The following is a 25,248-nucleotide window of genomic DNA, read 5'->3' as shown; positions in this document are numbered from 1 at the left end:
TCAGAGCCGATAGGCCTGCTTGGCAAGCCTGTAAGTGAGGTCGTGAGCGACCTCATATGCCTCGTCCTCGTCCAGCCTCCCGGATGTCACGAGCGATGCGAGGTAAGCGCAATCGACACGGCGGGCCACATCGTGGCGGGCCGGAATCGAGCAGAAGGCGCGGGTGTCGTCGTTGAAACCGACTGTGTTGTAGAAACCCGCGGTTTCCGTGGTCAGTTCCCGGTAGCGTCGCATGCCTTCCGGGCTGTCGTAGAACCACCAGGCCGGACCGAGCTTGAGCGTCGGATAGACGCCGGCAAGCGGGGCCAGTTCACGAGAATAGGCCGTTTCGTCCAGCGTGAAGAGAATGATCGAAAGGTCCTTTTCCAGACCGACCGCGTCCAGCAGCGGCTTGAGCGCCTTGACGTAGCTGGTCTGGGTTGGGATGTCGAAACCCTTGTCCCGGCCATGAGCTGCCATGATGCCGGACGAATGATTGCGGTAGCTGCCCGGATGAATCTGCAGAACCAGCCCGTCCTCGAGGCTCATTCGTGCCATTTCCGTCAGCATATGGCCGCGGAATGCGTCGGCTTCCGCTGGTGAGCAATTGCCTTTCAGGGCCTTCTGGAACAGGGCTTCAGCATCCGCAGCCGGCAGGTTCTCGGTGCGTGCGGTGGCGTGACCATGATCGGACGACGTTGCACCGAAGGACTTGAAATAGGCTCGGCGCACCCGGTGGGCATTGAGGTAGCCCTGCCAGCTGGTGGTGTCTTCACCGGCGAGCTCGCCGAATTTTTCGACGTTGGCGCTAAATCCCTCGAACTCCGGGTCGACAACCGCATCGGGGCGATAAGCCGTGACGACCCGCCCTTTCCAGCCGCTGTCCCGGATCTGTCGGTGCCATTTCAGGTCGTCCAGCGGTGATTCCGTGGTTGCGATCACCTCGATGTTGAAGCGCTCGAACAGCGCACGCGGCCGGAATTCCGGGCGGCTCAGGCAATCGGCAATGTGGTCGTAGGCTTCATCCGCGGTATGGGCGGAGATCCGTTTGGTCCAGCCGAAGACTTCCTGGAAGGAATGCTCCAGCCACATGCGTGAAGGTGTGGCCCGGAAAAGATGGAAGTTTTCGGCAAAGGTGCGCCAGATCTTGCGGCTGTCGGTCTCGCTCAAGCCGCCGTCGATGCGCGGTACACCCAGTTGGCTGAGGTCGATCCCTTGCGAGAACAGCATGCGGAAGACGTAGTGATCGGGAACGATGAACAGTTGCGCCGGATCGGGGAAAGCTTCGTTTTCGGCATACCAGCGCGGATCCGTGTGCCCGTGCGGGCTGACGATCGGCAGATCCTTGACGGTGGCATAAAGCTCCGTCGCGATCTTGCGCGAGGTTGCATCGGCGGGAAACAGGCGGTGCGGGTCAAGGCCCTGTTCCGAAGTATCCGGTGCATCCGCTCTTTCCAGTGACATTCGTTTCTCCCGTGGCGCCTTTGGGCAGGCTGATGTTGCTACTAGTAAACTGATATGCTAGTTGAGTAGACGAGTCAACGGAGACAACGCTGATGTCAGAAAGTAGCGCCCTGAAGGTGCTCGAGCCGATCAAGATCCCGACCGTCGCAGATACGGTGTTCGAGGAATTGCACCAGCAGATCCTGTCACTGGACCTGGCGCCGGGCACGCGCATGTCGGAAGCGGAAGTGGCCAAGGCCTTCGGCGTGTCTCGCCAACCCGTGCGCGATGCCTTCTACCGGCTGTCGCAGCTCGGGTTCCTTTTGATCCGGCCCCAGCGGGCAACGGTTATCTCCAAGATCTCGGAAGTTGCGGTGCTGAAGGCCAAGTTCGTGCGGACGGCACTGGAAGTTGCCTGCATGCGAGCCGCCATCGAAGTGATCACAGACGCACAGATCGATGATCTGGACGAGCTGCTTGCACAGCAGCAGGCGGCGGTGGATGCGAATGAACGCCAGTTGTTTCACACGCTTGACGATACGTTTCACCGGAGGATCTGTGAAATCTCGGGCCACGACTATGTCTGGGCGCTGATCCGCGAGCAGAAAGCGCATATGGACCGGGTGCGGTTCTTGTCGCTGGCGTCCGGCGCGCAAGTCGCACTGGACGACCATTTCCGTATCATGTCGGCCATTCGCAGGCGGGACGGCAAACTGGCCGAATCCATGCTGACTGAACACCTGGGCCGGATTGCCACCATTCTCGGCCGCATCCGCGCCGAGAACCTGAACCATTTCGAGGAATGAGTATGCCGATGCGGTTTCTCGCCATCGGCGAATGCATGGTCGAGTTTTCACCGACACCGTCAGGAACCTACGCCGTCGGCTTTGCCGGCGATACGTTCAACACGGCCTGGTACGCACGCCAGCTGACGGACACCGAAAAGCTGGATGTCGGGTACCTGAGTGCTGTCGGCGATGACGCACTTTCCGGACAACTGACGGACTTTATCGAAGCTGCTGGAATCAGGCCCTTGATGGCCAGGGTGCCAGGTGCTGCGCCGGGCATGTACATGATCTTCCTCAGCGAAGGCGAACGAAGCTTTCAGTACTGGCGCTCGCAGTCCGCGGCCCGGCATCTTGCCGACGATCTCACAGCACTGGAGACAGCCGGGGAAGGGGACCTGCTCTATTTTTCCGGTATCACAGTGGCCATTCTTGCCGAAGCGGCCCGGGACCGGCTGCTAGCCGCCCTGCAGGCAGCTGCCGGGCGCGGCGCGGAAATCGTCTTCGACCCGAACCTGCGGCCGCGCCTGTGGCCGGCCAGTGACGAAATGTGCCGCTGGACGATGAAGGCGGCCAGTGTCGCCGGCATCGTGCTGCCGTCGTTTGAAGATGAAGCCAGCCATTTCAAGGATACCGACGAAGCGGCGACCGCGGCGCGCTATCTCGCCAATGGGGCGAGGCTGGTCGTGGTCAAGAACGGGGCGGGGCCGATCCTAGTGCGCGGGGCCGATGGCGACAGTTTTCAGTATCAGCCGGAACCGGCAAGCACGGTCGTCGACACGACGGCAGCAGGCGACAGTTTCAATGCGGCGTTCCTGGTCGAATACATGGAACGGGCAAGAACGCGTGAGGCTGTTCGTGCGGGCTGTGCCCTTGCCGCGCATGTGATCGGCAGCCGTGGAGCGCTGGTGCCTGTCACAAGAATGGACCTGATTGCCTGCCGCAACAGGTTGAGCGCCTGATTGTTTGTGTAACCTAACGGCAGAAAAGCCCCAATTTTAATCAACTGTTTACCATAAATATGTTGCTTTCGCTCATGGATCGCGTGATGTGTCTTTAGAATTTTCTGATCCGGTCAGAACCGTATTATTGCAAGTTTGACGGTTCGTGCACGCCGCTGAAAGGACGCGAATATGGCTTCCACGATGAGCCGACGCACATTTGTTGCTGCAATACCCCTGCTGCTGGCAGCCTGCCAGAGCCAGCAGAGTTCAACCGTGCAGGCGGGATTGACCCCGCTGGCCGACGGGACACCGGATTACGCGACGGCCTATGCCGCCAGAACCGATGGCGGGTTTTCGATACCGGCGATCCAGTATCAGAAGTTCGACCCGAAATATCTGCGCCAGGTGGTGTTCTATCCGAGCAAATATCCCTCCGGCACAATCGTTGTCGATCCCGGCAGCAAGTATCTCTACCTGATCCAGCCCGGTGGTCGTGCCATCCGCTATGGCATCGGTGTCGGTCGCGCCGGTTTTGCCTGGAACGGTGAGGCGGAAATCCGCTTCAAGCGCGAGTGGCCGAAATGGTTTCCGCCGGACGAGATGATCGAACGGGATCCGAAACTGGAAAAATATCGTGACGGGCAGGACGGCGGTCCGAGCAATCCGATCGGCGCACGCGGGCTTTATCTGTGGCAAGGCAACAAGGATACGCTCTACCGCATCCACAGCACCAACCAGCCCTCCAGCATCGGTACCAATGCTTCCAGCGGCTGTATCCGCATGTGGCATCAGGACATCATCGATCTCTACAACCGCGTCAATGTCGGCGCCAAGGTGGTTGTGCTGGGCTAGGTTTTCGGCACCATCCACTACGGCCTCATGTTTGAAGAGCCGCCAGGTCTCCTCAGATAGACTGGCGGCTCTTTTTCGTTCACGCGGCCCATCCTTCGAGACAGCGCTTCGCGCTTCCTCAGGATGAGGAGGGTGGTTGGGAGGCTCTTCGGTGAAGGGGCTCCCGGGGATGGAAAGTCCGGCATGGTCACCTGTCTGACGTAGTTACCGGGGTTCTGGCAGGCAGGCGTCTCGGATCCGGTCAGTCAAGGACAGTTCATACTACCGCCCCAAGGCCTCATCCTGAGGAGGGCCTTCAGGCCCATCTCGAAGGATGGGCACCTTGTTCAAGAGACTGCATCGAGCCTCTGGCCTTTAGCCTTCGACCGACCCAAGTAACTCCTTTGCCTGCCGGGCTGCACCGCGGATGGCCGCGGCATAGAGGGTGACGTCGATCGACGTGGCAACGAAGGTTGCGCCGAGCTCCAGACAGGTGCGGGCGAAATCCAGATTGGTGGTCAGGATACCCGGTGCCTTGCCGGCAGCCTTGATGCGTTTCATGGCGTCGAGGATCGCGGCAACGACTTCAGGATGCATCGGGTCACCGAGGTGGCCCATATCGGCGGCCAGATCCGAGGGTCCGATGAAGACACCGTCAACACCGTCGACCGACAGGATGCCGTCGAGGTCTGCCAGGCCAGCGCGGTTTTCCACCTGAACCAGCAGGCAGATCTCACCGTCGGCAGTCGCCAGATAGTCGGGAATGGCGGAAAAGCCGGACGCGCGGGCAAGCGCGGATCCAACGCCGCGCACACCGACCGGCGGATAACGTACTGCACTGACGAGCTCTTCTGCCTGCGCCTTGCTTTCCACCATCGGGACCAGCAACGATTGCGCACCGGCATCCAGGAACTGCTTGATCATCCAGGTCTCGCCAATGGGTACCCGCACGACCGGCTTGCTGCCAGAGGCCTCGACCACTTTCAGCTGCGCCATCATGGATCTGAGGTCGTTGGGCGCGTGTTCGCAATCGATCAACAGCCAGTCGAAGCCGGCACTCGCGGTAATCTCCGCCGTGTAGGCATCGGCAAGCCCGACCCAGCAGCCCATCTGCGGCTGACCGGAATTCAAGGCGGCTTTGAAGGCGTTTTGAGGCGCTGGCATGGTTTTCCCTATTAGGCGAAGGAGCAGGAAACAGACCCGAACGGGCCGAAGTCGGCGTGGACCTTCGAACCGGACGGGCATTCCACCGGCCGGATGAAGGATCCGGACAGAATAATCTGTCCGGCTTCGATTGTCTGTCCGTAATCGGCCATGCGGCGCGCCAGCCAAACGACGCTCTCGACCGGATCGTTGAGGACGCCCGCACCAAGACCGGTCTCCTCCACTTCACCGTTCCTGGTGACGATGGCGCCGGCCCAACGGAGGTCGATTGCTCCGGGATCATGCTTTTCGTTGCCCAGAACAAGGCCGGCATTGGCGGCGTTATCGGCAATGGTGTCGAAGATCTTGCGAACCTGTCCCGTCTCCGGATCGACGCGCTGGATGCGCGTATCGAGAATCTCCAGGCTCGGGCACACGTGATCCGTCGCCGCAAGTACATCCTCGCGCGTGACGTTGGCGCCACCGAGAGAGGCCTTCATGACAAAGGCAATTTCCGCTTCGATGCGCGGCTGGATGAACCGGCCCCTGGGGACAGTGGCGCCGGTTTCAAACAGCATGTCGTCGAAGAGGACGCCGCTGTCCGGAATGTCGATCTTGAGCGCGTCCTGCATGGCTTTCGACGTCAGGCCGATCTTCCAGCCGATGGTCTTGCGGCCTTCGGCAAGCTTCGCCCGGGCAAGTTCTTTCTGGATTGCATAGGCCCCGTCCATGTCGAGGTTCGGATGGCGCAGGGTGAGAAGACCGATCTGCTCGAGCGTCTTTTCCGCGTTCAGGAGATCATTTGCGGCTTTGGAGATGTCTGCTTCGCTCAGGCTCATTTTTCATCCTCCACCCCGTTCCGCAAGATGCCGATGCCATCGACCCCGATCTCGACCACGTCACCGGGTTTCAGATAGCGGGGAGGGTCGAACCGGGCGCCGGCACCTGTCGGCGTGCCGGTGACGATGATGTCGCCGGGCTGAAGTGTCATGAAAGTCGAGATGTAGGCGATTTCCTCACGGATCGGGAATGTCATGCGCTTCAGGTAATCGTCCTGGCGCAGCTCTCCGTTGACGCGGGTCTGAATGCGGGCCTCATCCAGTTGCTCCGCCTTTTCGAAAGGCACGAGCCAGGGACCGATAGAACCGGAGCAGTCCCAGTTCTTGCCCTGGGTGACGTTGAATTTCGCGTGCCGGACCCAGTCGCGGATGGTGCCTTCGTTGCACAGGGTCAGGGCGCAGATATGGTCGTAGGCATCTTCCGCCTTGATGCGTCGGCCGGTCTTGCCGATGACGATGGCCACTTCGCCCTCGTAATCGAGCGTGTGGTTTTCGGGCGGCCGGATCAGCGGACGGTCGTGGCCGGTGAACCCGCTGGCAAAGCGGGGGAACAAGGACATGTATTTCGGTTGGGTGCTGCCGTCCTTGTACTCCGCATTGCGGTCGGGAAAGTTGACGCCAACACACAGGATCCGCGGCGCGTTCGGCAGCACCATTTCATAAGTGAACTCGGAATGCGTAACCGGTTTCTCCTTTGCGGCAGTGACAAGGACCTGCAGACCGCCGGCGCGAATGGCGTCGTAAAGCGTCGGCCACTGCGGAAAGTCCGGCGACAGGGCAATCATGCCGGTATCAGTGACGGCTCCGTAAAATTCCTGTCCGTCGGCGCTGTAGGTTGCGAGCCGGGTCATGCGGTCTCCATGTTTCTGGCAATTTCGATAATGACGTCGAAGGCAAAGGCGACGTCTTCCTGTGTGCAGTCGAACTGCCCGACCTGGAAGCGGACCACCTTGGCACCATCCAGCAGGGTCTGGGTCAGGTAGATCCGGCCATCGTCGTTGATGGTATCGACGAGGCGCTGGTTGAGCGTGTCGAGGTCCCTTGCACCTTCAGGGGCAAAGCGAAAGCTGAACAGGGAAAGGACGGGCTCGGAGGTGATTTCAAAATCCGGTTCTGCGCGCAAACGCTCGGCAAGAGCGGTTGACCAGTCGACATGGTTGCGCAGGCGCCCTCGCAGGCCTTCCAAACCGTAGGAGCGCATCAGGAACCAGAGTTTCAAGGCCCGGAAACGGCGGCCAAGCGGAACGGACCATTCGGAATAGTTGACGATCCCGTCGTGGCCGTGGGTCTTCAGATATTCCGGCCGGATCGCCAAAGTACGCACAAGGTCTTCCGGGTCGCGAACGAAATGGGCGGAACAATCGAACTGGGCTCCAAGCCATTTGTGCGGATTGAAGACCATGGAATCGACGCCGTCGACGCCTTCCCAGAGCTCGCGGTACTCGGGGACGATCATCGCCGCGCCTGCCCAGGCCGCATCAAGATGCACATAGAGGCCGAAGTCCTTCGCGACCGTGACGACCGCTCCAACATCATCCGACGCGCCAACGCCGGTGCCACCGGTGCAGGCGATGATGCCGGCTGGCCGGAAACCAGCCGCAAGATCGGCTTCGATGGCCGCACGCAGCGCGTCCGGATCCATGGAGCGACGTGGGCCCAGAACGGGGATACGCACCAGATTGTCCTGGCCGATGCCGGAGATCCAGATTGCCCTGTCGATGGAGGTGTGGACCTCATTGGAGGAATAGACCCGAAGGCGCGGTTGCCCGCTGAGGCCGGCCTTGTTGCCATCCCACGAAAGGGCGCGCTCGCGCATGGTCAGGACGGCGGCCAGAGTTGCGGTGGAGGCGCTGTCCTGGATCACTCCGGAAAAGGACCCGGGCAGACCGACGGCCTGGCGCAGCCAGTCCATCATCCTGGTTTCCATCTCGGTTGCCGCCGGAGAGGTCTGCCATAGCATGCACTGCGCCGCCATGGCGGTAACGAGATATTCCGCCAGCATTGACGGTGGGGACGCATTGGCGGGGAAATAGGCAAAGAAGCGCGGGTGCTGCCAATGGGTCATGCCCGGCAGCACGATCTTCTCGAAGTCCGCGAAGATCTTCTCCATCTCCTCGGCAAGTTCGGGAGGTGCCTCGGGGAGGGCGTTGAGGATTTCGCCCGGCTTCACCTGGGCGCGGACAGGCCGCTGCCGCAGGGTCTGGTGATAGTCTGCGGCCCAGTCGGCCACCCTCCGGCCCCAGCCGGCAAAGTCAGTCCAGTTCATCGCATTCTTCCAACCATTGTCTGTTTCACCTATGGCGCAACAATCGGTTGTGCGGCAAGGCTGGGGGCTTGAACTTCGGTTCCTTCGAACAGGGATCCTTCCTCGAACCAGCTCTTGGGAGCCGGTGCGCCCCAAAGGGTCTGCCGCTGCGGATCCTTCAGGTCCCACCTGATCGGTTCCAGATCCGGATCGACCGTCTGGTAATCCGAACAGTAGATCTCGATCCGGTGGCCGTCCGGATCTCGAATGTAGAGAAAGAAGGCGTTGGAAATGCCGTGTCGGCCCGGGCCGCGCTCGATATTGGATACCCAGCCAGTGGTTGCCATCAGGTCGAGCAGGTCGATGATATTGAGCGGGGTCGGCACCCAGAACGCCGTGTGGTGGAGGCGCGGGCCCTTGCCGTTGGTGAAGGCAATGTCGTGGACGCCGCCCTTGCGGTGGGTCCAGGCGGCCCACAGACGGCCAGTTGCCTCGTCTTCCGTGTATTCGGTCACCCGGAAGCCAAGCTCGTTGTAGAAGGCAACGGAAGCATCGACGTCCGGCGAGAAGCAGTTGAAGTGGTCGATGCGGAGCGGCTTCACGCCCTTGTAAAGCGCGTATTTCTGATGGATCGGCGGCAGGCGGTCCATCTTGGCGTAGAACTCCAGCGGAATGCCGTGCGGATCGCGGGTCCGGAATGTGCGCGACTGATAGGGCCGCTCGACCCAGTCCACCGGCAACCCCTTGCCCTTGAAGAAGTGTGCGGCCTTGTCGAGGTTTTCCTCGTCGAACACCTTGAAGCCGAGATCACGGGCAGCGGCATCTGCCGATTTGCGCAGGACAAGGCAATGGTGGCCGCGTTCTTCCATGGCGCGCAGATAGATCGCCTCATCGGATTCGTCCGTGACCTGAAGCCCGAGCGTGTCGACATAGAAGGCCCGGCTCTTGGCCAGATCCGTGACGCCCAGTTCCACATGGCTGAGCCGGATGATGTTGAAGGGCGGATAGAGATTGGGGGCCGGAATGGGCATGGAAGGCTCCTGCGATAAACCTATTGGACCGGGAAGATGACGTTGGTCTGTCCGGTGCCGGAACTGGGGAAATAGTCGGTCACGACCTCGCATTCGGCAGTGTAGCTGTCCCAGCCGAGCGCGCCGTAGAGCATGGCGGTGTCGTGCATGGAGCCTTCGCCGCAGCAATGGTCGGCATATTCCGGCAGCATCTTCAGGAAGGTGGCATGATCGCCCCTTTGCCACATGTCGAGGACATGCAGATCGACCTGCCGGTTGAACTCGGACGAGATGGTGAAAGTGCCGTTGTTGGCGGCGTAGTCCTTGTTGGCCCATATCTTGTGAGACAGGGAGCCTGAGGCAAGCAGCAGCACCTTCTCGTCACTGGCTTCGACTGCCGCCCGGATCGCTTCGCCGACGATGCGGCTCTCGTCATGGCCGTGCACCGTGCACCAGGCGGCGACCGAGACGACCTTCATGTCGTGTTCCCGGCTCATGAACCGCATCGGCACCAGCGTGCCGTATTCAAGTTCCAGGCTGTCGAGATGATGGGCGAGCGTGAAAGCGCCGCGCTCGGTTGCCTCTCTTGCGATGGCATCGCCCATCTCCGGGTTGCCCTCGTAGACGTAAGGCAGGTTCTGGATGAAATGCGGAAATTCGTTCGAGGTGAACAGGCCTTCGAACCGATTGTTGGCATTGATGTGAAAGCCTGCGTTGATCACCCAATGCGTGTCGCAGACGATCGCCGTCGTCGCGCCGAGCGCTTTTGCCCGGCGCGCGATTTCGTAATGACCGTTGATAGCCGGCTGACGCTTGCCCTCCACAGGTCCGGGCTGTTCCGACATCAGCATGGTCGGCACATGCGTGACCTTGGCCGCGAGAACGATTTCTCCCATAGTCTCCTCCCGTTACTGCGATCTTATGTCGTTCACATTCCTCACGCACCAAGGCGCGGGATGGCGTGCTGGCCGGTCGCAAAGCCGATGTGTTTCTGCTCCATGTAGAATTCGAACGACCAGTCGCCGCCGTCGCGGCCGATGCCGCTGGCCTTGACGCCGCCGAAGGGGGTGGGCAGGTGGCGGACGTTTTCCGAGTTCACCCAGATCATGCCCGCTTCCAGAGCGTTGGTGAACCTCAGCGCCCGCGTCAGGTCGTTGGTCCAGACGTAGCCGGTCAGGCCGTAGGGAATGTCATTGGCGATCCGAAGTGCTTCTTCTTCCGACCCGAAGCGGATGGAGGTCAGGACCGGGCCGAAGATTTCTTCCTGGGCGATCTTCATGGCGTTGTTCGCACCGGTGAAGAGGGTAGGACGCACGAAGCAGCCTTCCGTCCCGACGCGGCTGCCGCCAGCGGCAATCGTTGCACCGTCCTGGCGGGCGGTTTCGAAGTAGCCGGTCACCTTGTCGAAATGGGTCTTGTGGATCAGCGGGCCGATTTCGGTCTTTGGGTCGAGGGGATGACCGACCCTGATGTTGTTCACCCGCTCGATGAGCCTTGCCTCGAATTCCTCGGCAATCGTGTCCTGCACCAGAAGGCGCGAGGACGAGGTGCAGCGCTCTCCGTTGAGCGAATAGATCATGAAGATTGCTGCATCCAGCGCCCGGTCGAGATCAGCATCGTCGAAAACGATCACGGGGTTCTTGCCGCCGAGCTCGAAATGCACCCGCTTCAGGGTTTCCGCCCCCTGTCGCATGATCATGGATCCGGTGCGGCTCTCGCCGACGAAGGCGATGGCCTTGATGTCAGGATGTTCTGTCAGGGCCTTGCCGGCTTCTTCGCCGAGGCCGTTGACAAGGTTCCAGACACCTTTCGGCAGGCCGGCTTCTTCTGCTATTTCCATCAGGATGCGTGCAGTGACTGGAGAAAATTCCGCCGGCTTGTGGACCACGGTGCAGCCTGCAGCGAGCGCTGGCGCGATCTTCCAGGTCGACAGCATGAAAGGCGTGTTCCAAGGCGTGATCACGCCGACCGGTCCGATCGGAAGACGGGTCGTGACGTTCATGAGGGTCGGTGATGGCAGGGCCTGACCGTCACGGGCACCTGGCGCCTTGTCAGCGAAGAAGCGGAAGTTCTCGGCGCCGCGCAGGGCGGCCTTCGACATGAAACGCAGGGCCTGACCGGTATCCCAGCATTCGCAAAAGGCGATTTCTTCGGCGCGGGCGACAATGCCGTCGGCAATCTTGTGAAGGATTTTCTTGCGCTCCGTCGCGGCCAAATCGCGCCATGCCGGAAAGGCCTCCTTGGCGGCCCTGGCCGCAGCATCGATATCGGCAGCATCCCCCCTGGCAACCTTGCAGATCAGGCTGTCGTCCACCGGGGAGGTGGTTTCGAATGTCGCGCCGGAGGCTGCGGGGCAGGCCTTGCCGCCGATCTGGTTCAGCACGCCGGTCTCCCGGAACCTTGCGAGGTGGGTCTCAAGTTTTTCGATGTTGTTCTGAAGGTCAGACATGGGTCAGACAGTCCCCAAATGGTCGCGAATGGTGCCCGTCTTGGGCGAAAGGTCCGGGTCGATGTCGCGCATCTCAAGCGATAGCGCGAGCGAACTGGTGGCCAGGACCGGTTCCAGGAAAGCCTTTGCGGCCTTGAACAGACGCTCCGCTGCGTCGCGCTTGACGTCGTCCGGCCGTCCGGCGCGAAGGCGTACGGAAATGTCGATGAAGGCATGTTTCGGGTCGCCGTCGGCGATTGCATAGTGGTCGCACCGGATGGCCCGCACCCGCAGACCGGGCATGGGAAGGGCATCGATGGTCGCGGCCTGCGCACGCAGATGCTCGCACAGGGCCTTTATGTCGGCCCGCTGTTCCAGATTGGCGGAATATTCCAGCGATATGTGCGGCATGGGATTTCCTTAACAGTGCAATATTTGCTATGTTAAATATATGAGATCGAAACTGTCAAACTTTTTGTGTCTAATAATCTGCCAATTCGCTATGGACCTTGCATGATCGACGACACTGAACCCGCTGACGGCCCGGCGCTGCCGTCCACAAGACGCTCCATCCCGATTGCGCTGATCCGGGCGCGCGAGAAGGTGATGGGCCCGATCCGCGAGATGCTCTCCGACTGCGGCATCACCGAACAGCAGTGGCGCATCCTGCGGGTGCTGGAAGAATTCGGTCCACAGGATGCCTCGACCCTGGCAGAGCGGGCCTGTCTGCTGCTCCCCAGCCAGACCAGGATCGTTCAGACGCTTCTGGAAAAGGGGTTGGTGACCCGTCAGGCGGACGAGAAGGATCGGCGCAAGCAAACGGTGGCGATTACGCCGGCCGGACAGGCAATCATCGAGGATAAGCTCGATGACGCCAAGGCAATCGCGGCGCGTATAGAAGAGGTCATCGGCAAGGAGAAACTGGCACAGCTGCTCGACATTCTGGAGGATTTCCAGAAGCTGTAAGAGGTCTGGGACTAAGTCTGGGGCAGGGCCGGATTTCGGATTGAGGCCGGTTTTCGCGCTGAAGGCCCGGCACCGGATGCCGGCTATGGGCCGGAAACGGCCCGGGCTCCCTTCTGCTTGCGTAGCTGGAAAGGAGCCCGGGCTTCTGGTCTCGTGCGGGAAGAGACCAGTTGTTTTAGTTGTAGCGGTACATCTTCTTTTCGGAGAACCACTTGCCCTGGCGGGTTTCGGTCGTGGATCCCGCCTTGTCGGCTTCCGCGAAGAGCTTGTGCGCCTCTTTCGACCGGCCCGTGTGATACAGCGCCCAGGCCCGAAGCAGTTTTGCCTTGCGGCTTTCGCGTCCGCTCATTGCGTTTCTTTCAAGGTACGGCAGAGCGCCTGCATAATCTCCGGTGCTGATCTCCTGTTCGGCAGAGCGCAGGTAGGAAGACCCGGAGGAGCGCGATCCGCCAGAGGAGCGGCTGCGTTCTTCGGAAGCGGACGCAAGCTGTGCGCCGCCGAGGGTCTTGATCGCCGGGAATTTGGTTGACCATTGCGCGATCAACTGTCGTTCGCGGGCTTTCTGCTTCTTGCGCTGAGCAACCACGATCTGGCCGACGGCCGCGGATTCGTTCGGCTGGAACTCCATCGACTTGGCAAACCAGATTTCAGCTTCATCGAGTTCAAGCATGTTGTAGAAGTGCCAGCCGAACACCTGGGCGGCAATCGGCGATTGCGCATCCTGGACGACGTTCGCAAATCTCGACAGGCGCTTGAAATCCATCTCGGTGCCGTAGCCTTCCAGAAGCTGGATCGAAACGACTTCCAGATATGCCTTGAGGATGAGCGGATCCTTGCGCCGGTTCTTGTAGGCAAGTTCCTCGGCTTCCTCGTATTCGCCATCTTCCTTCATGGAAACAACCATGCCTTCGATGGCCTTTGGCGAGGGGCGAAGCTTGTAGGCTGTCTGGAACCATTTGGTGGCGGTCTTGAACTCTTCGCGGGAATAGTAATACCAGCCCAGAAGTTCGGCATCGTTCGGGTTCTGGAGTTTTGCAGCCGAATTGGCGAGCGCGTCCAGATCCGATTTGTCGACCAGCATGGCGGGATCGGTGGCGCCTTCGCCAACTTCACCACGCAACAGGTCCAGGTAGATTTCGTTGAATTCCGAGCGACCGTCCAATCCGGTTCTGCCGTAAGCGACAAGCTGTTCCACCGCGTTGCGCGGCAGCACTTCGGCAGCCTTTTGCACGGTGGCCTTGCGCTCGTCCTCATTGGCGCAGTTGGCAAGGATGTACTTGTAGGCTTCGAGCGCCTTGACGTCCTGACCGGTCTCGTTGAGGGCCCTGGCTGTCCGCCAGATAATATCGATTTCCTGGCAGGTCAGGAGATCGGAGTTCTTCACCGCGATCTTGATGACCTCCTGGGCGTTGCCCAGTTCGGACGCCTGAATGAGGGTCTTTCGCGCTTCGGCATTGATGATCTGTCGGCGCAATTCGGCTGAAGGCTCATAGCCCGGGTAGAGATTTATGTATTCTCGGATCTTGGCGTAGAGCTCCTGGGTCCGGCCGGTGGCGAAGAGATCCCAGAGCGGTTGTTCGTTCACCTCGATCCGGTTGCGGTCGTAGATGTTTTCCGGCGGTTGCCAGTCCGGATGAAGAGATTTCAGCCGCTTGATTTCCGCAGACACACGGCCGATCTCGCCATTTTGTGCGTAGTAGCGCAGGGCCGTTTCATCGACCTTGGCAGCCGCGGGGGCTGCCGGGGCGGCGGACTGTGCCGCCCCTGGCTGGGTGACCGAAAGCGCGAAAGGCGAAACATTGGCCTGCTGCACCGGCAAAACACCGGTTTCAGGTGCCTGCAGGACAAACGGAGAGCCGCCGGGCAGTTGTTGTTGCGGCGCGGCTTCCCACGGAGCGGACTGCGCCAGGGAACCGTTGGTCGCAAACGCCAGCGCGAAGGAGGCAATTACCATTCTGGTGAAAGACATTGCGGATACCTCTCTGCAATTGCGAGAATCGTGAAGATCTGAAGTGTTGTGGAGTAATAGTCGTCTGTGCCGATCTGCAGCAGTTCGGACGGGAATGGCTCGGCCTTGTCCATACATCTGGTCAGGGCAGCAATTGCGCGAAAACCGATACCACCCATGACACTCTTCGGCTCGCCCGTGACGATCTGCGTAACCGATGGGCCGCGGGGATCGGCAAAGCCGCGTAGCGTTGAAAAATCCGCCGCCTTTTTCACGCGCAGGGCATTTCTGGAGAGCGCGAGATAGAGCGGAACCCGGATGGCATTGTAGCCGAATTCAGGTGTGAACTTATCGGAAGGAACCAGCTTGAGGCCGCCGATATCGACCCAATCCGGTGGCAGGTAGCTTGGAGCCCTCTGGGAAAGGTCCAGGACGTCCTCTCCGACAACCGCAACCTCGCCCCAGTTCGCGGACGTATCGAACTCGGCAATGGTTTCCAGGGCCGGATAGACCCAGTAGGACGGATTGACCGTGACGGTCTGATGATCGCCGGAGACGAACCCTTCGCTGCCGGGAACAAGAACCGGTCCGAGGGCGGTTTGCTGAAGGAGCGTTGCGGCGATATCCGCCAGAACGACCTTCGCCGAGGCAAGGTCTTCAGGATCTCCCCAGCTCTTGTAGGCCTCGATCAGCGCCCAGGCGATCAGCAGGTCCCCGTCCGTCGCGTTGTTGGTGTCGGCGACATTGGGACCTTCCGGCGTGTGCAGCACCTTCCAGGCAAACAGGTGATCCTTGCGCACCTGCATGTTCTCGTAGGTGTAGTCGCGGATCAGCTTGAAGGTCTCGCGGTCATCCACCGCGACGGCCAGAACCATGCCGTAACCCTGGCCTTCGCTGTGACTGATGCCTTCATTGGCATCGTCGATGACGGCTCCTTCCGGGGTCATGTGGCGGCTCGTATAGTCCCGCCACGCCGACCCCAGCCAGAGCGACACGGCTTCCTTGCTGCGCGCGCTGGCGCCGAACACCGGTTCGGCGTGAGCGGGGGCAAGCGACAGGAAAAGTGCCATGCCGGTTGTCATGCAAAGCCTCAGCATGTCAGCGTCCGGACCGTTTGAGGGAGACGTAGTAGCTGAAGCCGAGGATCAGGCAGAACGCCAGCATGAACACGACGAAGTCGAGCATGTTGTGCGAGATCAATCCTGCCACGACGAGCCGGCTGTTCCTGAACTCGGACGGGTTTGCCAGCGAGGCAAAGTAGTTCGGATCGGACAGGCGTTCGGACGCAAACCGGTTGGTGGTCGCGTTATAGAGCGACGTGTCGCCGGTGAGCCACGCAAGCCTGCCTTCGCGCAGCATCGTTTCCGTGCTGGCCTTGATGTCGTCACTCGTCAGGCCGGTCACGACGGTCCAGGTGTCCTGCTTGACCGGGGCTCCCATGAAGGCAACCCAGCTTTCCTTGGATGTCAGCGTCTTGGTGCGCTGTGCGATCAGGATGCTGTTGCCCTGCAGCGCGAAGCTGCGGTCGGACGGAACTTCGGAATTGAGCTTGAAGCCGACGCTGCGCCAGGCGGATCCGGCGTATCGCTGGATGCTTGCCATCAGGCTGGTGTCGTTTTCGTCAACAGACTTCAGCCCGAAAAAGCGACCCACCTGACTGCGCGAGCCTTGCGTTCTTTCCGGGTCGAGCGTGTCCAGATAGGCTTCCTTGGCCATGCCCGACAGGCGATTGACCGGGGCAACAATCAGCCCCGGCTGATTGCCGACCGAGGCGGAGGCCGTCGTGATGGCGATCGGCCGGACCTGCTGTGTGATTGCTGCCGTTGCCACGGCAAGCTGAGCAGCGGCCTCCAGGCTTTTCGGGTCGTCGGCAAGCACCTGAATGGTGGTCGGCCGGTTTTCTGCAGGATTTTTCGGCAGAAGGTCGGAAGGAGACAGGCTCGGTGTCACGCGCATTCTGGCAAGTGCATCGAACTCGATTGTCGAAGTGTCCGCATCAAGCGACAGCCGGTCGCCATTGAGGCCGGTCGCGACATCGCAGGTGGCATCATCTTCTGTCAGGGAAGACACTTCGATGCGCAGGTCGTTGAAGCCGGGCGAGAAGCCGCCAAGCGGGATATCGAGTGGATTGCGGGAAGAAATGCCGTCACGCGTCAGTTCCGCAGACGCAAGTGCGGCACCATTGGCGAAGACCTGCAGCCGGTTGGCATTGGACAGGTTTGCCAGCGCATCGATGTTCAGGCTGAGCTTGGCCTTGCCATAGTCTCCGACGAAATAGTCGTCCGGCAGGCGGATCGAGAAGTCCTGCCGGAGAAGCCGGCCGTCAAAGCGTTTGCTGCTGACGCCGATCTTTGCCAGGGAAACCGTTTCGCCGGGTTCGATCTCGTAACCGAACTTGTTTTCGAAGGCGGCAATACCCCGGCGGCTTCCCAGCATCGGCTTGGCCTGCAGGGCCTGTTTGAAGGCTTCGATGGACTTGTCCAGAGCCGGGCGGTTCTCTGCCGCGAGAAACAGGGAAACCCTGCCCGTATCCGGTCGGTGGACGATAGCAAGGCCGGGGATTTCCGAACCGGTGTCGCCAACGGCAAAGCCTGCGTGCGAAAGCTCGGCCCGAGTGCCGACAATGATATCCAGGCCGGCATCGTTGCCAGGCTCGTTCCTGATCTGGATGTCCGGGTTATGATATTTCCCGAAAGCGGCGACAGTCTGTGCAACTGCCAGGGCCCGGTCCAGATTCCCGGCGCTCGCCGTACCAAGTTGCAGCAGGCGCATGTTGGTGGCGCCGCTCTTGTCGTTCGGGACCGCGCGCAGCAGTTCAAGGCTGGCCGACACCTTCGGTGAGTTGTCCGGGCCCGGATCGAACACGATACCCGTGTTTGCCGGGTTCAGCACCGTCCACAGTTCATAGGTGGCGGGGATCGTGCAGTCCACGCGGTGCTTGTGTTTCGCGATGAACCGGATTTCGTTGAACCCCTCGACCATCAGTCCGGGAGGGAGATCGAAGCTGCGCATCGAGCTTTGAGCGCCTGCGTTGAGTTCAATGTCGCCAACGGGCTGACCGTTGACCATGATGCTCATGCTGGAATGTTCCGGGGCGGTCGAGACCGCGGTCAGGTAGTCCACCTGAAGCTTGCGATAGAGAAGGACCTCGTCCCGGGGAGCGTAGACGGCCAGCCGGATTTCTGCTTGTTCGCCTTCCATCCGGAGCTGGTCGGCGGTTGCCGTCAGGCGGCGGATTGTGCTGCGGTCTTCGGTCTTGGCGTCGAGCACCGATACGTCGAGCTGCTGGGCAACTGCCGAAACAGGCAGAGCAATCAAGGTTGAGGCGACAAGCGCCGCCTTGAGGCAGGTTGCGGCTTTGAGGTGATACGGAGTTTTCATTGCTTCAATCCTCATTCTGCAGGTGCGAGGACGGATTCAGGCAGGTCCTGCTCGACAGGTGCCGGCTTGCGTTTCAGGCCGGACCGCAGGGCTGTCATGAGGCCGAGGACCGGGACGCGAATGCCGTAGTAAAGTGCCCATCTGGTCAGGCGCATCATGCCCGCGACCACCGAGGATCCCGTCAGCTTCCTGTTGTGCAGGGCTCTCGGTATTGTCAGGTCGGCAAACATCACGTCGCTGGAAACGATCGCTCGCGTTGCGACGGTGTCGAGATAGGCGGCGCCGATCAGAATTCCCTTCGAGCCGGCCCGCTGGGAGGCGACACGAATGTTGATGCCTGCTTCGGCAAGCGCGGCGTCAGGTTCCGGCGTCGCATCGGCGGACCGGTCCAGAGATTGACGGGGATGGAATGTCAGGTGGCCGTTGTCGCCGAGCACGTTCCCCCAAGCTGGTGCTCTTTCAAGCTGAAGGAGCAGGCCGTTGGTGTTGGATTCCACCAGATTGACGGGGATGGTCTCGTCACGAAGGCGGAGCGTCGCCTTGCGATGGACCCGGATACGCGGTGCGGTTCTGACTTCCTTCCGTTCCAGGATGGCGCCAAGGGCTGCACCGGCAATGACCAGGTTGAAGACATGCCAGATGCCGACAACACCAAGCAGGGCAGTCTGGCCGGTGTCGTTCTGCAGGCGCCAGGCCAGCACGCCGGTCGTGAGGAGCATGACCGCGAAGACGATGATGTAGGGCCATGCGATGACCGACAGCTGTTCTTCTTCGAGTGTTTCACCCTTGGTCGTGACGTTGAACTTCGGCGCACGCGGGTTCATCAGCACGGAGAAGATCGCAGGGAACAGGTAGATTGACTGGATGTACTCGTAGAGTTCGGAGATCCAGGGCCACCTGAGCTTGCCATAGAGGCCGGACTGGATCGTCACCACCGCAAGGATGTAGGTCATCGTGTAGGCCAGGAATTCCTGCGGCGAGGCGATGTAGATCTTCATGTTGAAGAGGATGAACATCAACGGCGCCAGCAGGAACACCAGCCGCGGGAACGGGAACAGCCAGAACATGGCGCTGGACATGTAGGCGACGCGCTGCATGAAGCTCAGGCCCGGCTTGAACATCGGGTTCTTGAGCATCAGGATCTGCAGCATGCCCCGGCACCAGCGGGACCGCTGGCCGATGAACGAGGCGAGAGTGTCAGGCTGCAGGCCGGCGATCATCGGACGATCGACATAGGCGCTCTTCCAGCCGCGCGAATGCAGCTCGAGAGCGGTTTCGCAGTCTTCCGTGATCGAGACGCCCGAGAAACCGCCGACTTCATTGAGGGCTGCACGCCGCAGGACGGCGCCGGAACCGCAGAAGAAGGTGGCGTCCCATTTGTCGAGGCCCTTCTGGATCATGCCGTAGAACATGTCGTTCTCCGAGGGCATGATGTTGTAGGTGCGCAGATTGCGCTCGATCGGATCCGGATTGAGGAAGAAGTGCGGTGTCTGAACCAGGAACAGTTCAGGGTCCTTGAAGTAGGCGACGGTTTCGCGCAGGAACTCCCGTGACGGTGCGTGATCGGCGTCGAAGACCACCACGAGATCACCTTCCGACCGCGACAGGCCGTAGTTGAGGTTTCCGGCCTTGGCATGTTCGTTGCGTTCACGAGCAAGATATGTCGCACCGAGATCTTCGCAGATCCGCTTGAATTCCTGGCTGCGCTCATAGGCGGCAAGGGCGGCCTTCTGGTCCGTGGAATTCAGCTTCTGAAGCGTGGCGCCATCGTCCAGGAGGAACACACGGAACTTGTCCTTCGGATAGTCCATGTTCTTGGCGGCGGCGATGGTGCAGGCGACGAGGCCCGGATCCTCGTTGTAGCTGGGAATGAACACGTCGACGGTCGGAGCATCGGCGTCGGAGTTCTGCACCTTGCGGGGACGCTCATAACGGTCGGAGACGATGAGCGCCGACAGGAAGAACATCAAGATGCAGAAGAGCTCTGCAACAAGCAGCAGGACGCCGGGAACGAAATCGTAAAAGTTCTCGATCGGCGGAACCGTCTGTGTCACGCGCCAGTATACGTAACGGCCGACGAGCACCCCTCCGAGGGTCAGAAACGTGACGCGTCCCAGAGTGCCCGGCAAGACCTTCGTGAATTGCATGGCAACCAGAACGAAGAGGCCGAGAAAGAGTTGAACTTCAACCGAAAGCGGCAGCGTGACGATGAAAAATGTAGCGATGGTCGCTATCGTCGCGAATACGTATAAAAGTAAGTTCAGCATAGCCTAAGTTCCTGTACTTTGTACGTTATTGGTCTGGTGCTATTTGAATTGCTTTCGTCACCGAGTTAACGAGCTCTATTTGTGAGCTTGTTGCGGTTCTTTGCTGTGCCATCGCAAGGTGATTTCTTGCGGTGTTGTAGCTGATCCCGATTTCCTCGGCGGCTTGTCTTACGGTTTTGCCGTCTATTATTTTCTTGATGATGCGCGCCTGTTGATGCGTGACCCCGGTCGCGGCTTTGATCGTCTCGGCGCTTACCTCGTTGGAGGTGGTGTCCGCGGTGATCAGGACCTTCTTGCGGAAATAGGATCTGACGGGATCCCGGGTTTCCTCGTCGGACACCTGGGACGGGATGACTTCCACGAAGTAGCGGGGGCCACCGGCAATGCTCATGACGCGTGCCTGTTCCTGCCGAGTTGATCCGGTGTTTGCCGGGGCATCGACCGGCAAGTCGCGAGAGTTGCGGGCAAAGAACGGTGCCAGGCTCAACGGTGCCTGGATCCTGCCGTCGATGAGGCGAAGATCGCCGCCTTTCTGCAGGACCTTTTCCATCGCCAGGTTTTTGACAAGGACTGAGCCATTGCCGAAGAACACAAGCGCTGGCGACTTGATGTGTTTGATCCAGTATTGCGCGCTTGTCAGTTCGGTGCGGTTTCGCCCGTAAACGAGATCCTCGGCATAAGCCTCGAAGCCGCCGAAGATGTCATCCGCGTAAGCAACAACACCTTGGAAAAGACTGTCTGAAAAGCCGACTGGAACGTGGGCGGCAAGAAAGAGCTGCAAACCCATTCCCAATTCGACCATGAGAACAGCCGCACGGTTGGTTTCAAGGGTTGTATCGCGCGACAAACCATCGGGTGTTGTTGCGGTGCAATGCAGGATCTCGGTGTCGTGTGTAACGGGGGTGCAGGAGTTGGCTTTTACTTGGGAGAACGTGTCTATTTCGTTCCCAAGAAGATGTTCGGCTTCCCAGGCTTGACGACTGTCATCAATTGTATAGCAAATCTCGATCTTCTTCCTTCTTGCATCCAGAACAAAGATGCTGAAGAGAAGAAATTCAAAGCGTTTGGCTAGTGCATAAGGAAAGTCTAAATTGCTTCGGTTGCGGCGTTCTTTTGTCTGGCCACCGTATAAAACACTTTCGTTAAAGTCCCTTCCTGCAAAATACATTTTTTGCTCCCAGGTAGAAATGGATTTTATTCGTGGTGACGATCTAAGTTCTGGCTCGATTCATTCTCTGAAATTGAAATTTATCTAAATCGATCGATTGGTTTCTTAGGGGGTTAATAAATTATTAAACCTTTTATACCGGAAACTTCATGCCGTTGCTCTAGTGCAATTGCATCAATTTTAAAGCAACTACAGTCTTGGTTAATTTATAACTCTAAGATAATTATAGAATATGCTTCAGTATTAAATGAGATATATCGATGAATACATTAAGATCATCGGGTTGTGTTCAGGAGATGGTTTTCGTTGAATTTGGAAAATGCAAGTCAAGGTGGTGTGCTTGCGTGTATTGCTGCGCTGCAGCATTTGTCGTGTTTTTCGATTTTTAATGTTTGCGTCGAAATGTCCCGAGGCGATGTCGCGAAATTCCTGGTGAAATCTGTTTGAGATAAAATTTTGTCTTGTTTGATTTAACTATTCAGATTGCCGACAAATTAGGCGGACTTGGCTAATTTGAGTTCAGGCTCGAGAATTGAGCGTTTTGCCTGCCTGAATTTGTGATCGAATTTTTCGAAACTTGATACGCGGCGGCCAGAAATGTCGCGCAGCGGTTGAAAACGTTAGGGAAATTCGACCTCAAATTGGGGGGCGGCTTGCTGTTGGGACAAACAGAAGAGCCAGGGCGCGCAAATCCCTTTGGCTGTTTGCGCGCCGCGTGCTGGTTTCTGATGGCAAGTGGCCTGTAGAGGATCCGAAGCCCTCGAGGTCTTGAGAGGGCTTCAGGGGAACGTGGTGGTGCCAGCCGTTGAGGCTTGCGTGTTACGGAAATGCTTCCGAGGGATTAGCCGGAAACGGCTTTCAGTCCGGTCTCGACCGCCGACAGGATTTTCGTCACGTTGTCCGAGTTCACGATCAGCGGCGGCGAGAAGATGGCATTGTTTCCGGAGACCCGGATCATGACGCCGTCCTCGTAGGCGGCCTGCTGCAGCTTCAGCGGGACATCCTTTGCCGAAGGTTTCTTGCTGGCGCGGTCGGAGACGAGTTCGATGGCGCACATCAGTCCTTCGCCGCGCACGTCGCCGATCACCTCGAAACGTTCCTGGAGACCCTTCAGGCCACCAAGAAGTTCCTTGCCGCGTGCGGCGGCGTTTTCATGGACCTTCAAACGTCGGATCTCTGCGAGGGCAGCCAGCGCGGCTGCCGCGCCGACAGGGTGGCCGGAATAGGTGTAGCCGGTATCGATGGACGCGATCCCGCTGGTGTCCTTTTCAAAGACTTCGGCCACATGCCCGGCGATCATCACCGCGCCGAACGGGAAATAGCCGTTTGTGATGGCTTTTGCCGTGCACATGAAGTCCGGCTGGACGCCCCAGTGGCGTGCACCGCTCTCGCTGCCGGTGCGACCGAAGGCGGTGATGACCTCGTCGGAGATCAGCAGGATGCCGTTGCGGTCACAGATCTCGCGCACCATCGGCATGAAGCTCGGATGGGGAGGCATGACACCGCCGGCGCCGAGGACGGGCTCCATGATGAAGGCGGCAATGGTGCCGGCTCCCTGGAAGGCGATCTCGTCTTCGAGGGCGGCTGCACAGAGCTGGGCAAGTTTCGCCGGATCGCTCTCGTTGAACGGATTGCGGTAGGTGTAGGGAGCCGGAATGTGGAAGCAGCCCGGCAGCAGGGGCTCGTAAGCGTTGCGGAACTTGCCGTTGCCATTGACGCTGGCGCCGCCGAAATGGGTGCCGTGATAGCCTTTCTTCAGGCTGAGAAACTTGGTGCGGCCGGCTTCGCCGCGAATGCGGTGATACTGGCGGGCGAGCTTGAGGGCGACTTCGACCGAATCCGAGCCGCCGGAAGTGAAGAAGGCGCGCGTCAGCCCGTCCGGGGCGAAGAAATCGGCCAGTTCGTAGGAAAGCTCGATGACCTTGTCGTTCGAGGTGCCACGGAAAATCGAATAATAGGGCAGGGCGTTCAGCTGGTCGGAGATTGCCTGTTTCACCGGTTCGCAGGAGTAGCCGAGGTTGACGTTCCACAGCCCGCCGACGGCATCAAGAACCTCGTGCCCGTCGACATCGGTGATGAAAACATCGCGACCACCTGTCAGGATCGTCGGCAGATTGGTCTGGCTGTCGGCCGGATGAGCCATCGGATGCCAGACATGGCGGGCGTTGTTTTCCTTCAGGAAGTTGGAATCCTTCATGTCATGTCTCCTTGGAGTAAACTTGGCAGGCCGAGCAACGAAAGTGCCTGGTCATAGGAAGATCGGGGGGAAAGAACGTCGAAGTGAACCGTCTGCAGACCGGCCGTCTCCGCGCCGCGAATGTTGCGCAGCTGATCGTCGACAAAGACGCAGGCGGACGCGGGCAGGCCGAGTTCGTCCAGGCATAGCTGATATGCACGCGGATCCGGCTTCAGGATCCTGGTGTAGGTGGCATCGACGATGACGTCGAAATCATCCAGAAAAGCGAGCTTTTTCCTGAAGTCTGCACCGTAGAAAAGGTCCAGCTCATTGGACAGGATCGCAAGCTTGCAGCCTGCCTGCCGGGCAATGTCGATTGCGGCCAGGGCTTCCGGGCGCATGACGGCATCGGGATCAGCGCCGCGCGCAGCCTTCACGAACTGGGCCATTTCCGTCCACTCGTTCCCGGTCAATTCGGCAATTTCCTGCGTGCGCCGGTGCCAGTAGTCGCGTTCGGAAATCTCGTCCCGCTGCATTGCCTGCCAAAGACTGTCGGTTGCCGGATCAAACGGGCCGCGCCAGGTCAGGCTGCCGGGGGCGAGCCCGAGGGCCTGTTCGGTCAGGTCGTGGGTCTCGAACATCGTGCGAGTGACAACCCCGCCGAAATCGAGCACCAGAGCCTTCGTGTCATGCGGCATCGCGCCAGATCCTTCTCAAATCGACCGGGACAACGCCGCCGAGTTTTTCAGTGACTTCCGTCGCCGCGATCGGCAGGGAAATTCGGATTTTTGCTTTCAACTCATCGGTCATGCGAACGGTAGGGGCGGCAACGGCTATGGTGCCGACTGCCTCTGGCAAGTCGCCGAAGATCGGCGAGGCAAAGGAAGAGACGTGCTCTTCAAATCCCTGGTCGATAAAGGCAATACCGTCGTTTCGAGCCTGTTCGACTGTCTGTTTCAAAAGCTCGGTATCGGTGATCGTGTAGCCGGTGGAGGGTTTGAGCTTCGTCTTCAGAAGCTTCTGCAGCAGATCGATCGGACCGAAGGCCAGCATGGCGAGACCGGAGGCAGTTGCGTGTAGCGGCAACAATTCAGCTTCGTCGAAATAGACCCGCGTGCCGTGAATGAGTGCGTCATGATGATAGAGCGGTGACAGGTGATTGCCTTCCCGCAAGGAGACATGAACCAGCTCCCCGAGTTCTCCAGCCAACTGTTCCACCAGTGGAGCAACAAGCCTTCTTGCCGGGAACAGTCGTTCGCGGACTGCCGCAAGACGCAGGATGGCCGGCCCCAGGCGATAGCCTTTGGTGCCCGGGTTCTGCTCCAGAAAACCGTTGGCTGTCAGTTCGGTCAGATGCCGGTGAACCGTTGCCTTGTCCTGGCCCGAAAGGTTGCGGAACTCGGTCAGGCCGATTTCCGAACGGCTGGCGGAAAAGTGGTTCAGCAGGCTCAGCGCTTTTGTGATCGTGCCCATGCTTCAGCAGTTCCTTTCCCGCAGGCGCCGGATTGAAGCTCCGGCATTTGACGGGACGATGTTGACATGTAGTTTCATTTGAAACAATATATTTTTAAACCGATGGTTTGTTATTTGAACCGTTTTGCGAGGTAAACAAAAGCGTCAGCGCTTCGATTGAAGGTTGACATCTCATTATTTAAGATCACAATAATTAACAAAGCAAATAAAAAATGACCAAGA

General features: G+C 59.5%; 21 protein-coding genes. 4 read left to right on the top strand and 17 right to left on the bottom strand.

Features of this window, described 5'->3' with window-relative positions:
* Window positions 1–1,443, bottom strand: a complete 1,443-nt coding sequence (uxaC, locus tag J7447_RS14090) for a glucuronate isomerase (RefSeq protein WP_209169928.1) — start codon at window positions 1,441–1,443, stop codon at window positions 1–3.
* Between the two features lie 92 nt (window positions 1,444–1,535).
* Here uxaC and J7447_RS14085 point away from each other — a divergent pair, with 92 nt between their 5' ends.
* The 3 genes from J7447_RS14085 (at window position 1,536) to J7447_RS14075 (ending at window position 4,003) form a co-directional block, all read left to right on the top strand.
* Window positions 1,536–2,228: a GntR family transcriptional regulator gene (locus J7447_RS14085; RefSeq protein ID WP_023003256.1), complete on the top strand. Its 693-nt coding sequence runs from the start codon at window positions 1,536–1,538 to the stop codon at window positions 2,226–2,228.
* A 2-nt stretch (window positions 2,229–2,230) separates the two neighbouring features.
* Window positions 2,231–3,169, top strand: coding sequence for a sugar kinase (locus tag J7447_RS14080; protein ID WP_168692288.1), 939 nt, complete (start codon window positions 2,231–2,233; stop codon window positions 3,167–3,169).
* A gap of 171 nt (window positions 3,170–3,340) precedes the next feature.
* Window positions 3,341–4,003, top strand: coding sequence for a L,D-transpeptidase (locus J7447_RS14075; protein WP_023003258.1), 663 nt, complete (start codon window positions 3,341–3,343; stop codon window positions 4,001–4,003).
* A 354-nt stretch (window positions 4,004–4,357) separates the two neighbouring features.
* On the opposite strand, the gene hpaI is transcribed toward J7447_RS14075, so the two are convergent.
* The 8 genes from hpaI to J7447_RS14035 are packed head-to-tail and all read right to left on the bottom strand — an operon-like array spanning window position 4,358 to window position 12,058.
* Window positions 4,358–5,146 (bottom strand): 4-hydroxy-2-oxoheptanedioate aldolase, encoded by a 789-nt coding sequence (gene hpaI, locus J7447_RS14070; RefSeq protein WP_209169901.1) that lies wholly within the window; start codon window positions 5,144–5,146, stop codon window positions 4,358–4,360.
* An 11-nt stretch (window positions 5,147–5,157) separates the two neighbouring features.
* On the bottom strand, window positions 5,158–5,964 hold the full coding sequence (gene hpaH, locus J7447_RS14065; protein ID WP_209169899.1) for a 2-oxo-hept-4-ene-1,7-dioate hydratase: 807 nt from the start codon (window positions 5,962–5,964) through the stop codon (window positions 5,158–5,160).
* Entirely contained in the window at window positions 5,961–6,815 is an 855-nt protein-coding gene (locus J7447_RS14060; protein ID WP_209169897.1) for a fumarylacetoacetate hydrolase family protein, read from the bottom strand. The genes hpaH and J7447_RS14060 overlap by 4 nt, the downstream gene beginning before the upstream one ends.
* Window positions 6,812–8,230, bottom strand: coding sequence for a pyridoxal-dependent decarboxylase (locus J7447_RS14055; protein ID WP_209169895.1), 1,419 nt, complete (start codon window positions 8,228–8,230; stop codon window positions 6,812–6,814). The genes J7447_RS14060 and J7447_RS14055 overlap by 4 nt, the downstream gene beginning before the upstream one ends.
* 29 nt (window positions 8,231–8,259) lie before the next feature.
* A complete protein-coding gene (hpaD, locus tag J7447_RS14050; RefSeq protein ID WP_023003263.1) occupies window positions 8,260–9,240 on the bottom strand; it encodes a 3,4-dihydroxyphenylacetate 2,3-dioxygenase in 981 nt (326 codons plus the stop codon).
* Window positions 9,241–9,260: 20 nt separating this feature from the next.
* On the bottom strand, window positions 9,261–10,115 hold the full coding sequence (gene hpaD, locus J7447_RS14045; protein WP_209169893.1) for a 3,4-dihydroxyphenylacetate 2,3-dioxygenase: 855 nt from the start codon (window positions 10,113–10,115) through the stop codon (window positions 9,261–9,263).
* A 41-nt stretch (window positions 10,116–10,156) separates the two neighbouring features.
* Complete coding sequence (gene hpaE, locus J7447_RS14040) at window positions 10,157–11,668, bottom strand: 5-carboxymethyl-2-hydroxymuconate semialdehyde dehydrogenase (RefSeq protein WP_209169892.1); 1,512 nt, start codon at window positions 11,666–11,668, stop codon at window positions 10,157–10,159.
* 3 nt (window positions 11,669–11,671) lie between these two features.
* Window positions 11,672–12,058, bottom strand: coding sequence for a 5-carboxymethyl-2-hydroxymuconate Delta-isomerase (locus tag J7447_RS14035; protein ID WP_023003266.1), 387 nt, complete (start codon window positions 12,056–12,058; stop codon window positions 11,672–11,674).
* Window positions 12,059–12,160: 102 nt separating this feature from the next.
* Between J7447_RS14035 and hpaR the strand changes: the two genes are divergently transcribed.
* Window positions 12,161–12,613, top strand: coding sequence for a homoprotocatechuate degradation operon regulator HpaR (gene hpaR / locus J7447_RS14030; protein ID WP_152505705.1), 453 nt, complete (start codon window positions 12,161–12,163; stop codon window positions 12,611–12,613).
* Between the two features lie 175 nt (window positions 12,614–12,788).
* Here hpaR and J7447_RS14025 read toward each other — a convergent pair whose 3' ends face one another.
* The 8 genes from J7447_RS14025 to J7447_RS13990 form a co-directional block, all read right to left on the bottom strand.
* A complete protein-coding gene (locus J7447_RS14025; protein WP_145903543.1) occupies window positions 12,789–14,582 on the bottom strand; it encodes a hypothetical protein in 1,794 nt (597 codons plus the stop codon).
* Window positions 14,561–15,658: a glycosyl hydrolase family 8 gene (locus tag J7447_RS14020; RefSeq protein ID WP_209169888.1), complete on the bottom strand. Its 1,098-nt coding sequence runs from the start codon at window positions 15,656–15,658 to the stop codon at window positions 14,561–14,563. The genes J7447_RS14025 and J7447_RS14020 overlap by 22 nt, the downstream gene beginning before the upstream one ends.
* Window position 15,659: 1 nt before the next feature.
* Entirely contained in the window at window positions 15,660–17,942 is a 2,283-nt protein-coding gene (locus tag J7447_RS14015) for a cellulose biosynthesis cyclic di-GMP-binding regulatory protein BcsB (protein ID WP_209169887.1), read from the bottom strand.
* A gap of 11 nt (window positions 17,943–17,953) precedes the next feature.
* Complete coding sequence (gene bcsA, locus J7447_RS14010) at window positions 17,954–20,209, bottom strand: UDP-forming cellulose synthase catalytic subunit (RefSeq protein WP_209169886.1); 2,256 nt, start codon at window positions 20,207–20,209, stop codon at window positions 17,954–17,956.
* Between the two features lie 25 nt (window positions 20,210–20,234).
* Window positions 20,235–21,377, bottom strand: a complete 1,143-nt coding sequence (locus tag J7447_RS14005; RefSeq protein ID WP_209169885.1) for a LuxR C-terminal-related transcriptional regulator — start codon at window positions 21,375–21,377, stop codon at window positions 20,235–20,237.
* Window positions 21,378–22,218: 841 nt separating this feature from the next.
* Window positions 22,219–23,574: an aminotransferase class III-fold pyridoxal phosphate-dependent enzyme gene (locus J7447_RS14000; RefSeq protein ID WP_209169884.1), complete on the bottom strand. Its 1,356-nt coding sequence runs from the start codon at window positions 23,572–23,574 to the stop codon at window positions 22,219–22,221.
* Complete coding sequence (locus J7447_RS13995) at window positions 23,571–24,251, bottom strand: HAD-IA family hydrolase (protein ID WP_209169883.1); 681 nt, start codon at window positions 24,249–24,251, stop codon at window positions 23,571–23,573. Before J7447_RS13995 ends, J7447_RS14000 begins: the two co-directional genes overlap by 4 nt.
* The gene (locus tag J7447_RS13990; protein WP_209169882.1) at window positions 24,241–25,026 is read right to left on the bottom strand and encodes an IclR family transcriptional regulator; all 786 of its coding nucleotides are present in this window, start codon (window positions 25,024–25,026) and stop codon (window positions 24,241–24,243) included. The genes J7447_RS13995 and J7447_RS13990 overlap by 11 nt, the downstream gene beginning before the upstream one ends.
* Window positions 25,027–25,248 lie beyond the last annotated feature (222 nt).

It is taken from the genome of Labrenzia sp. R5_0 (assembly GCF_017743835.1).
GTDB classification, from domain to species: domain Bacteria; phylum Pseudomonadota; class Alphaproteobacteria; order Rhizobiales; family Stappiaceae; genus Roseibium; species Roseibium algicola.
Note: the sequence above shows the minus strand (reverse complement) of the source record. Positions and strands in the feature narration are given on the sequence as shown.